The organism is Nocardia sp. NPDC058497 (genome assembly GCF_042720195.1).
Lineage (GTDB): Bacteria > Actinomycetota > Actinomycetes > Mycobacteriales > Mycobacteriaceae > Nocardia.
The window spans coordinates 1-6,194 of the sequence record NZ_JBHXMY010000359.1 but is presented as its reverse complement, the minus strand read 5'-3'; the positions used below and the strand labels follow the sequence as shown (position 1 = coordinate 6,194).

Here is a 6,194-nt window from a genome sequence, read left to right as displayed (position 1 = left end):
CAGTGACACGGTGTGGTGCCCGGAATGGTGGCGCCATCCCGAGGCGGCCGTGCGGCTGCACGCGCTGTGGCAGGCGTGGGAACATTTCCGGATGCAGGGCGGACCGGGAATCAGTGTCTGGTTCCTCGATCACGCGGATCCGCATATGGCGAAACTGTTCGATCCGCGTGGGCCGTTCAAGTACTGCAGTGTGCGCAACGGCCACAAGAAGATGCTCGATCCACTGCCGTTGGAGGAGCAGGTCGGGGCGGATCGCGATCAGTTCACCGACCCGGACGTCATGCGGACGATGGGCAAGACGAAGCCGTTCTAGTCGGCAGGGGGCGGTGGGGCCGCCCCCTGGCCGGTGCGCACCGAAGCGGGTCAGCGGCCGCGTTCGAGGCCGCGCGGATCGATGGTCCGTTCGATGCCTGCCCGCCGCGCGCCCGCGTTCGTGCGCCGGATCGCCTCGTCCGGCGAAATGCCCTGTCCCATCTCGACCAGCATCCGCACTTCGGCCAATTCCGGTGCGACGCCTGCCCTTTCGAGATGGGCCGCGATGGCCGCGCGTCGCTCGACGGAGTCGTAGCCCACCTGCGGCGCGTTCGCGCCGACCGAGGCCGCGGTGCTCGCGAACGGGGAGGACGGGTCCTTCTCGAGGTTGAGTCCGCGCGCCTGTGTCGAACTGGTGCCGACCGACATCATCTGCACCAGTTCGAGATTGCGCGGGTCCTTGGCCTTCAGGTCGCGGGCCTCGCGGACCTGGAGTTCTTTGGCTTCCTTCATCTTCGCCTCGACCGCCTTGGCGCGGGCCTCGGCCTCTTTCTGGCCGTGCTCACGCGACTTGAGGGCGACGAGGGTGGCCATCGCCAGCATGGTGCGCATCATGGACGCCGTTTCGCTGCCGATGTCGTCGAGTTCCGCCATGACTGCTCCCCGATGCTGCTGTGGAAGTGGACAACTGAGCCTACCGCGCGAAGGACACGACTGTATGTCTGGCGGAGCCACGCGAGGCAGGTGTCGAGAAGTTTCGGTGGACACGGAGTGGCGGGGGAGAAAATGCGGAACGAGCTGGCATCGGCCGGACGATCCATAGGATTGCCTTGCCTCTGATGATCTTCCGGCGGTGTCGAGGCGATTGCACCGGAAAAGGGCCGGACACCGTGGCGGCGTCCGGCCCTTTCGGTGCCGTGTGCGGGGTGTCAGCCCACGTTGACGGTGTTGAAGCTGATCGGCATGTTCGGCTTGCCGCCGCCCGCCGACATCGAGCCGTCGTCGCCCGCGGCGCCGACTTTCTGCAGGGTCTGCAGGCCGGCCTCGTCGATGGTGCCGAAGATGGTGTACTTCGGCGGCAGCTTGGTGTCGCCGAAGACCAGGAAGAACTGGCTGCCGTTGGTTCCCTCAGGGGTCAGGCCCGAGTTGGCCATCGCGACCACGCCGCGCTGGTAGGTGAGCGGGCTGTTGAGCGCCGGGTCGGTCGCTTCGTACTGATCTGTCGGATACTCGTTGGCGAAGGCATAGCCGGGGCCGCCGGTGCCGGTAGCCGTCGGGTCACCGCACTGCAGCATCTCGAAACCAGGCTGGGCCGAGACCCGGTGGCAGCTGGTGCCGTCGAAGTAGCCCTGCTGGGCGAGACTCACGAAACTATTGACGGTGCACGGTGACTGGGCACTGTCGAGCTCGAGTCCGATCGGTCCCTGGGTGGAGTCGATGGTTACCTTCGTCGTCGGCGTGTCGGGCCCGGAGGTGACCGAGGTGACACTCGGCGGCGCCACCGGCTTGGAAGCAGGCTCGGCGCCGACGGGGTAGGCGCAGGTCACCGAGGCAGGCCTGGCGGGCACCGCCGGAAGCACACCTGGCGTCTGCGGCGGCTTGGTGCTGGTGCTCGACGCCGTGGCCGAGGATTCGGGCTCGTCACCGCCCTTGGTGAGGAAGTACACGCCGGTCACGGCGGCGGCGACCACGATGACACCGAGTACCGAGCCCGCGATCACGAGGCGCTTGCGCTTCTTCTCCTGCTCGGCCCGTCGTTCCAGCTGGCGCTCCAGCTTGCGCTTGGCCGCCGCCCGTCGCTGTTCGTTACTCGGCACTACCGCGTTCCTCCCGTGTCGTCAGGTTCGCCTAGAGGGTAACCGGTTGGACGCGAGGGGCGCCCGTGGGGAAAACTGGACGATCGTGACCAAGACCAGCAGCTTCACCGCCCCGAAGGGGGTCCCGGATTACGTGCCCCCCGGCTCGGCCGAGTTCGTCGCCGTGCGCGACGGCTTGATCAACGCCGCCCGACTCGCCGGGTACGGGCACATCGAGCTGCCGGTATTCGAACAGACCGCCCTGTTCGCGCGTGGTGTCGGCGAGTCGACCGACGTGGTCAGCAAGGAGATGTGGACCTTCGCCGACCGCAACGGCGAAAGCTTCACCCTGCGCCCCGAAGGCACCGCCGGCGTCATGCGCGCGGTGATCCAGCACGGTCTGGACAAGAGCGGGCAGCTGCCGCTCAAGCTGTGCTACGCCGGTCCGTTCTTCCGCTACGAGCGCCCGCAGGCAGGCCGGTACCGGCAGCTGCAGCAGGTCGGCATCGAGGCGATCGGCGTCGACGACCCCGCGCTCGACGCCGAGGTCATCGCCATCGCCGACGCCGGATTCCGCGGCCTGGGCCTGGACGGGTTCCGGCTCGAGATCACCTCGCTCGGCGACGAGACCTGCCGTCCCCAGTACCGGGACCTGCTGCAGGAGTTCCTGCTCGGCCTCCCGCTCGACGAGGAGACCCGCCGCCGCGCCCAGATCAACCCGCTGCGCGTGCTCGACGACAAGCGGCCCGAGGTGCGCGAGCTGACCGCGAACGCGCCGCTGATGATCGATCACCTCTCCGAATCGGCCAAGACGCACTTCGAGCAGGTGCTCGCCCACCTCGACGCGCTCGGCGTGCCGTACGTGGTGAACCCGCGAATGGTCCGCGGCCTCGACTACTACACCAAGACCACCTTCGAGTTCGTGCACGACAAGCTGGGCGCGCAGTCCGGCATCGGCGGCGGTGGCCGCTACGACGGGCTGATGGCCGAACTCGGCGGGCAGCCGCTGTCGGGCATCGGCTTCGGCATCGGCGTCGACCGGACCGTGCTGGCGCTGGCGGCCGAGGGCAAGGCGGCGGCCGATCCGGCGCGCTGCCAGGTCTACGGCATCGCCCTCGGTGACGCGGCCAAGGCGCGGCTGGTCGCGCTCGCGGGTGATCTGCGCGGCGCCGGTATCAGCGTCGACCTCGCCTACGGCGGACGCGGGATGAAGGGCGCCATGAAGGGCGCCGACCGCTCCGGCGCGAAATACACGCTGGTGCTCGGCGATCGCGATCTCGAGGAACACTCGATCGGGGTCAAGGAGATGGCGACCGGCGAGCAGCGGCAGGTGCCCCTCGGTGAGGTCATCGGCGTGCTGCGCAGCGCACTCGGCAACTGAGCCCGGCGGGTCCGGGGCGCGGTAGTCTGGCCGCGCCTCGGACCGGACGGGCCGGTACAGGTGGAGAGGGACATCGTGGACGGGGAGTCCGGGCGGGCGGCGACGGAACCGGTCGGCATCGACCTGGTGGCGCCCGAAGTGTTCGCGCCGATGTTGCGCAGGCTCGCGCTGGCCGCGCTCGGCGTCGGCGTCGGCGTGACGCTGCTGTCGGCGGTGTGGTTGAGCTGGCCGTACGCGATCGCCCTCGGGCTCGTCGTCGCGGTGCCGACCATCGGCTATGTGTTCGCGTTCCGGCGAAGGCGGATGTGGTTGAGCGGCACCGAGATCCGCGCGCACCGGCTGCTCGGTGAACATCGCGTCGACCTCGCGGACGCGACCGGCGTGCAGCTGCTGGTGTTTCCGGGCAGGCTGAGCCGGATCGTGCTGAAGGTGACCGCGGGCGCGGACATCCAGCTGGTGCCGCTGGCGATGTACACCGACGCGGGCAGCGGGAAGGAACTGCATCTGCTCGGCCTGCGCAAGCTCGCCGACGCGCTCGCCGCCAGCGAACTCGCCGCCGCCGTCGTCGTATCGGAGGTGCTGGTGCAGCAGTTGCGGGCCGAGGCGCGCGATGCCGGACTGGGGGAGCGGCCGCTGTATCGCGGGGTGCGGTTGGTGCGCGAGAAGGACGCCGTGTCGCCGGTGGTGCTCACCGATTCCGAGGTCGCCTCGCTCGTGTGAGCGCCGGGCTCAACCGAACAGCGCGAGCTGCGGATCCGGCGGCATCGATGCCGGAGGTGTGGGCGTGGTGTGGCCCTGGGGGCGGCGCAGATCGTAGGTGGCCAGTAGCGGGTCCACGCGCTCACGAAGCCAGGCGCTGTAGGTAGGAGTGACATTGCCGCCGCGGCTGTAGAGCTGCCGGTAGCGGCGCATCAGCGCCGGGTGTTCGATGGCCAGCCAGCTCAGGAACCAGCCGCGGGTGCTGCCGCGCAGGTGCAGGGGGAAGGCCGTGGCGCTGTCGGCGCCCGCGTCGGCGATCGCGGCGAACAGCGCGTCGAGGTGGGCGCTGCCGTCGGTGAGACACGGGATGATCGGGGCCGCCATCACGTGGACGGCGAAGCCGGCGTCGGCGAGGGCGCGGACCAGATCGAGACGCGCGCGAGGAGTCGGCGTGCCTGGTTCGAGGCTGCGATGCAGGTCGGGGTCGAGGATGGCGATCGACACCGCCACGCTCACCGCCACCCGCCGCGACGCCTCGGTGAGCAGCGGTAGATCACGGCGCAGCAGTGGACCCTTGGTGAGAATCGAGAACGGCGTGCCCGAGTCCGCGAGGGCACCGATAATGCCCGGCATCAGGCGATAGCGGCCCTCGGCACGCTGATAGGGATCGGTATTGGTGCCCAGCGCCACCGGTTCGCGCTGCCAGGACCGGCGCGCCAGTTCCCGGCGCAGGATCGCGGCGACATTGGTCTTCACCACGATCTCGGAATCGAAATCGTCGCCGGCGTCCAGGCCCAGATACTCGTGGCTGCCGCGCGCGAAGCAGTACCGGCAGGCATGCGAACACCCGCGCATCGGGTTGATCGTCCAGCGGAACGGCAGCGAGGAACTCTCCGGCATCTTGTTCAGCGCGCTCTTGCAGAGCACCTCGTGGAAGGTGATGCCGTCGAACTCGGGGGTGCGGACGCTGCGAACCAGCCCGGCCCTGGTCAATCCGGGCAGAGCGCCGTCATCGGCGTCGAGGGTCTGCGCTTGCCACCGCATTCCTTGAGTCGAACATGTGTTCGATCTAGTGTCAAGCGTGATCGACCCCGGCTCTCTACAATCGTCCGAAGTGGCTTCCTCGACGAACAGGGGAAACGGCATGACAGCGGCGGAGAAGATTCTCATCGTCGGCGGCGTGGCGACGCTCGCGTACGGCGTGCTCCTCGGTTATCCGATGACGGTGTTGCGGATGCGCTCGGGCGCCCCGCCGACGCCGCGCTATCTCACCGTCGCGCACGTCGGCGCGGTGCTCCAGGGGGCTGTTGTGCTCGGCCTGGTGTGGCCCGCGCGCATGTCGACGTTGCCGGCCGGGTGGAACACCGCCGCGGCATGGCTGGTCGTGGCCTCCGGGGTCTTCATCGCCGCCAAGGACACGATCAATTGGCTCACGGGCGTCGGCGACGAATTCGCCGAGCACGCGCGCACCGTACCGCTGGGTGCCGCCGGTGCGGTCACCATCACGGCGGGACTCGGGATCTTCCTCGTCGGGATTCTCGCCGCCCTCTAGGTGTAGGGCTGACGAGCTGCCGCACAAAACCAGACTGGACGGCCGCATTGTTGTCGCTGCGCGCGTAAAATTGGTGGTGGTGGCCCGTGCGGCCCGGCTTTCGGTGGTGTGGGTGTCTCGGTAAGAAGTGTTCGATGGAAAGACCGTTGTTGGTCGCGGCCGTCGCTCAGCTCGTCCTCGGCCTGCTTTTCCCGGGTGCCATCTCGGCGCCCCCGGTGTCCTATGTCGCGATCGGTGACTCCTACACCGCCGCGCCAGGACTGCTCGATCCCGCTCCCGGCAGCCCGCCGCTGTGCACGCGATCGGCGCAGAACTATCCGCATCGGCTGGCCGCGGCGACCGGGTGGGAGCTCACCGATGTCAGCTGCGCCTCGGCGGCGACCGCGCATATGAGCACCGCCCAATATGCCGATCAGCCTGCGCAATTCGACGCGCTCTCGCCGCGGACCGGGGTCGTCACCTATCAGATCGGTGGCAACGACGGCAATCTGTTCCAGACGATGGTTCTCTCGTG

General features: G+C 68.8%; 8 protein-coding genes. 5 read left to right on the top strand and 3 right to left on the bottom strand.

The features are described 5' to 3' along the window. Positions 1–313 (top strand): DUF4913 domain-containing protein (locus tag ACFWPJ_RS21875; protein WP_378854085.1); only part of this gene is annotated, 313 nt, incomplete at its 5' end. 50 nt (positions 314–363) lie between these two features. On the opposite strand, the gene ACFWPJ_RS21870 is transcribed toward ACFWPJ_RS21875, so the two are convergent. Both ACFWPJ_RS21870 and ACFWPJ_RS21865 read right to left on the bottom strand, forming a co-directional pair. After that, a complete protein-coding gene (locus ACFWPJ_RS21870) occupies positions 364–906 on the bottom strand; it encodes a hypothetical protein (protein ID WP_378854083.1) in 543 nt (180 codons plus the stop codon). Positions 907–1,181: 275 nt separating this feature from the next. Beyond that, positions 1,182–2,069 carry a peptidylprolyl isomerase gene (locus ACFWPJ_RS21865; RefSeq protein WP_378854081.1) on the bottom strand — a complete coding sequence of 296 codons (888 nt, stop codon included), beginning with the start codon at positions 2,067–2,069 and terminating at the stop codon, positions 1,182–1,184. Positions 2,070–2,154: 85 nt separating this feature from the next. Here ACFWPJ_RS21865 and hisS point away from each other — a divergent pair, with 85 nt between their 5' ends. Together hisS and ACFWPJ_RS21855 are read left to right on the top strand one after the other, a co-directional pair. Next, the gene (hisS, locus tag ACFWPJ_RS21860) at positions 2,155–3,429 is read left to right on the top strand and encodes a histidine--tRNA ligase (protein WP_189023716.1); all 1,275 of its coding nucleotides are present in this window, start codon (positions 2,155–2,157) and stop codon (positions 3,427–3,429) included. 75 nt (positions 3,430–3,504) lie between these two features. Continuing rightward, positions 3,505–4,149 (top strand): hypothetical protein, encoded by a 645-nt coding sequence (locus tag ACFWPJ_RS21855; RefSeq protein ID WP_378854079.1) that lies wholly within the window; start codon positions 3,505–3,507, stop codon positions 4,147–4,149. Between the two features lie 9 nt (positions 4,150–4,158). On the opposite strand, the gene ACFWPJ_RS21850 is transcribed toward ACFWPJ_RS21855, so the two are convergent. After that, complete coding sequence (locus ACFWPJ_RS21850; RefSeq protein WP_378854077.1) at positions 4,159–5,172, bottom strand: Rv2578c family radical SAM protein; 1,014 nt, start codon at positions 5,170–5,172, stop codon at positions 4,159–4,161. A 100-nt stretch (positions 5,173–5,272) separates the two neighbouring features. On the opposite strand from ACFWPJ_RS21850, the gene ACFWPJ_RS21845 reads away from it, so the two are divergent. Both ACFWPJ_RS21845 and ACFWPJ_RS21840 read left to right on the top strand, forming a co-directional pair. Continuing rightward, positions 5,273–5,680, top strand: a complete 408-nt coding sequence (locus ACFWPJ_RS21845) for a hypothetical protein (RefSeq protein ID WP_378854075.1) — start codon at positions 5,273–5,275, stop codon at positions 5,678–5,680. A gap of 134 nt (positions 5,681–5,814) precedes the next feature. After that, positions 5,815–6,194 (top strand): GDSL-type esterase/lipase family protein (locus ACFWPJ_RS21840; RefSeq protein ID WP_378854073.1); only part of this gene is annotated, 380 nt, incomplete at its 3' end.

What these genes read in the sequence shown, in the direction of transcription:
- ACFWPJ_RS21870 (WP_378854083.1), bottom strand. Translation starts at nt 906, where the DNA reads ATGGCGGAACTCGACGACATCGGCAGCGAAACGGCGTCCATGATGCGC.
- ACFWPJ_RS21850 (WP_378854077.1), bottom strand. Translation starts at nt 5,172, where the DNA reads ATGCGGTGGCAAGCGCAGACCCTCGACGCCGATGACGGCGCTCTGCCC.
- ACFWPJ_RS21845 (WP_378854075.1), top strand. Translation starts at nt 5,273, where the DNA reads ATGACAGCGGCGGAGAAGATTCTCATCGTCGGCGGCGTGGCGACGCTC.